General features: G+C 58.6%; 1 protein-coding gene. It reads left to right on the top strand.

Annotated elements, in window-relative coordinates:
- Positions 1-262 precede the first annotated feature (262 nt).
- The gene (locus BLT75_RS23940; protein WP_143028678.1) at positions 263-3,784 is read left to right on the top strand and encodes an AAA family ATPase; all 3,522 of its coding nucleotides are present in this window, start codon (positions 263-265) and stop codon (positions 3,782-3,784) included.
- Positions 3,785-3,933: the final 149 nt, after the last annotated feature.

Raw genomic sequence — 3,933 nt, 5'->3', positions numbered from 1 at the left:
GATACGACCGATGCCCGGAAACCTTCTTCTCAGCCATCGCTCTCGCCGCAACCGTTTTGTTCTGGCTATGAAAAAGAACGAGTCTGGAGCCTAGTCTCGTACGGGTACTTTGAGCCGGGCAAATCTCATTTTTTCGCTGGTCTTTTGACACGATGCTGTAATGTGCGGACTTCGGTGCCGATGTGCCTATCTGATTTGATTTCGAGACGTCAGCGATGGGCATCACGCCAAAGGGACGGGATTAGCGGTTGGGAGCAGGGCGGTGAAATTCAGCAAGGTGCTAGCGGAAGTGACATGGCTTCTGCTCTGTGAGCGTAGGCTCACTTATCGCCGCATCCGGCGGGAATTCAATCTCGACGTCGCCGCGCTCGAGGACCTCCGCCATGAACTTATTCAAGTCAAGCGCTGCGCTGCCGATCAGGGTGGCGAGTTTCTGACTTGGGCTGGGACAGCCGAGAATGCGCAATCGACGATGGCGCCAGGGGACAGCTTGCAGATCAGCGCATTGCGGCCGCTGGCCCTTCCCGAGGTAGCTTCTTCGAAACGCGGTCTGAAGAGCAATGCCGCACCGGCAATGGCGTCGCCTCTGGCCGAACGGTCCGGCGCCAAAGCATCTTCCAGCGACGCCGAACGTCGCCCTCTGACGGTGATGTTCTGCGATCTTGCCGATTCGACGGCGCTGTCGACCAAGCTCGACCCGGAAGATCTGCAGGACATCATCCGGACCTATCAGGAAACCTGCACCCACCACATTCAGGAATATGAGGGCTTCATCGCGAAGTTCATGGGCGACGGCATCCTAGTCTATTTCGGCTACCCAAAATCGCTGGAGCGCAATGCCGAACGGGCGGTCCGCAGTGCGCTCGACATCGTCGCGGCAATGGCCGGCCTGAACCAGACCCTAGGTCGCGACAAGGGCGTCGAGATCGCGGTTCGGGTCGGCATCGCTACTGGCATGGTGATGGTCGGTGAGATTGTTGGCGAAGGCATGGCGCAAGAGCGCACCGTGATTGGTGAGGCGCCGAACATGGCCGCCCGACTTCAGGGGTTGGCGGAGCGCAACGGCATCGTCGTCGGTGAGCTGACGCGCCAGTTGTCCGGCGACGCCTTCGACTATGAGGACCTCGGATTGCACGAACTGAAGGGGATTACCGGGCTGGTCCAGACCTGGGGCGTAACTAAGCTGCACGATGATACCGGCGTTGCTCGCGGCGACGATCATGATGTCATCACCGCTCCGGTGCTGGTCGGACGCGACGAGGAGATTGGCCTGTTGCGTCGGGCCTGGCAGAGCACCAATGACGAAGGCCGCGGTCAGGTCGTCACACTTTCGGGCGAAGCCGGGATCGGTAAGTCCTCGCTGATCGATGGCCTTAAGGCAGAGGTGCGGGTCGAGGGCAAGCCACAGCTGACTATGCGCTGCTCGCCCTATCACACCAACTCAGCGCTTTACCCGGTGATCGAGCACTTCCGACGGCTGGCGCGCTGGCGGCCGGAAGATGACGCGGCCAGCCGTCTGGCAAAGCTCGAGGCGATGCTTGGCCGCTATGCTCAGCCGCTGACTGAGACCGTGCCGCTGATGGCATCGCTGCTGTCTCTGGCTGTGCCGGAGGACCGCTATCCCGCCCTAACGCTCAGCCCGCTGCAGCAAAAGCAGCAGACCCAGGACATGATCACCGGCATCACACTGGAGGTTGCCGAGAGCCAGCCGTTCCTCCAGCTTTGGGAGGATCTGCACTGGGCCGATCCCTCGACGCTGGAGCTGATCGGATTGTTGATCGAGCAGGCGCCGACCGCCTCTCTTCTGATGGTGCTGACGGCGCGGCCTGAATTCGTGCTGCCCTGGCCGTCGCGGTCGCATATCACGCCGATCACCTTGAACCGTCTGGAACGCCCGCATACCGAGGCGCTGGTCGCCCGCATCGCTGGCGCCAAGCTACTGCCGGAGCAGGTCGTCGACCACATCGTCACCAAGACCGACGGTGTGCCGCTTTATGTCGAGGAGCTGACCAAGACGATCCTCGCCTCCAACATTCTGCGCGACACCGGCAAGAGCTATGAGCTGAACGGCCCGCTTTCGTCGCTGAGCATTCCCGATACGCTGCAGGAATCGCTGATGGCCCGGCTTGATCGCCTGCTGCAGGTCCGCGAACTGGCGCAGCTCGGCTCTGTGCTAGGACGCGAATTCGCCTACGAGATGATTTCGGGGCTGTCCGCCATTGGCGACACTGTGCTGCAGGAGGGATTGAGACAACTGGTCGATGCCGAACTCCTCTACCAGCGCGGACGCCCACCCAGGGCCAAGTACATCTTCAAGCACGCCCTTGTGAAAGACGCAGCCTACAGCTCGCTCCTGCGTCGTCCCCGCCAGCAATATCACCGGCAGGTCGCAGAGCTTTTGGAGAAGAGTTTCCCTGAAACGGTGGAAGCTGATCCTGAGCTGCTGGCGCACCACTACAGCGAAGCAGGTAACGTTGATCGCGCAATCGACTACTGGCAATTGGCCGGGCAACGGGCCATCGAGCGATCGGCGAATACCGAAGCGATCGCCCATTTTAAATTTGGTGTCAGCATGATCCGCGCGGCCCCCGCCAGCGACGCGTTGGCGCTACGCGAACTCAAACTGCAAACAATGCTGGCCGGTCCGTTGATCGCCACCGAGGGGTACAGCGCCCCTGAAACAGTGGCGGTGTTCGAACGCGCTCACGAGCTTTCAAACCAGGTCAATGATCCGACCCTGATGTTTCCGGTTCTGTATCAGCAATGGGTCTTCAACCTTATCAATCACAACGGCGCGAGAATACCCGAGACGCTTAGGATTGCTCGCCAGTTCCTTGAAATGGCAGAAGCCCAGCAAGATACTTTGCCTAAGGTACTCGGTCATCGCATCACCGCGACCAGCCAGTACGCTCTTGGTGATTTTGCTCAAGCCAGAACCGGACTTGAGACAGCAATCAGTTATTATGATAAAGAGCAACACGGGCACTCGACTTTCGAATTCGGACAAAATCCCAAGTCGGCCAGCTTGGCTTTCCTCGGCATCACCTTGCACATTTTGGGCTACCCGGATCAGGCGAAAAAAATAGAAAGTGCCGCATTGGATCATGCCAAGGAGATTGAGCATGCTTATACGACCGGCTACGTGCGCTGTTTCGGGGACTTTTGTGCCGCCTTCTTTCGCCGTGATATTTACGACGCCGAAAGAAGTAACGCTTCCTTTCTGAAATTAGCCGACGAGCAGAATTTTCCTCTTTTCAATTGGTTTGGGGAGATTAACGCTGGATGGATCCTGTCAAAGCAAGGCTGCCATGACGAAGCAATTGTCACGGCGCAGTCGGGCTTGGAGAATCTGCGAAAAGCGGGCATTTTTTTCCTTCTACCGATGGTGATGGGCCAGGTATCTGAGGTTCTCGCGGCCGGAGGGCAACCCGAAAAGGCGCTTGATTTGTTGGACACGGCCCTGGAGACTGTGGGTCGCTCCGAAGAACGCTTTTTCGAAGCGGAATTGTACCGTCTGAAGGGCGAGCAGCTGATCTTGGCCAATAGACCAGGCGTTGCAGAGGAAGCGGAAAAGCTCTTCCTCCAATCATTGGACGTCGCCAGAAACCAACAGGCCAAATCGTGGGAGCTTCGAACTGCCGCCAGCCTCGCCCGCATGTGGGGTCAACAGGGAAAGGCGGACGATGCTCGCGACCTGCTGCAACCGGTCTATGACTGGTTCACCGAAGGTTTCGATACTGCGGATCTGAAAGATGCAAAAGCATTGCTCGATGAATTGGCTTGAGTTCCGCTTGTGGCGCTTCCTGCCGCCCGTGGTCAGGAAGTTGCGATTCGCACCGACAGCCAACAAAGGAAGGAGCCGACCACATGGAGATTACAACACTCGGGATTGATCTGGCCAAGTCCGTCTTTCAGCTTCATGGCGTTGACGAG

Source organism: Ruegeria marina, from assembly GCF_900101475.1.
Lineage (GTDB): Bacteria > Pseudomonadota > Alphaproteobacteria > Rhodobacterales > Rhodobacteraceae > Ruegeria_B > Ruegeria_B marina.
Note: the sequence above shows the minus strand (reverse complement) of the source record. Positions and strands in the feature narration are given on the sequence as shown.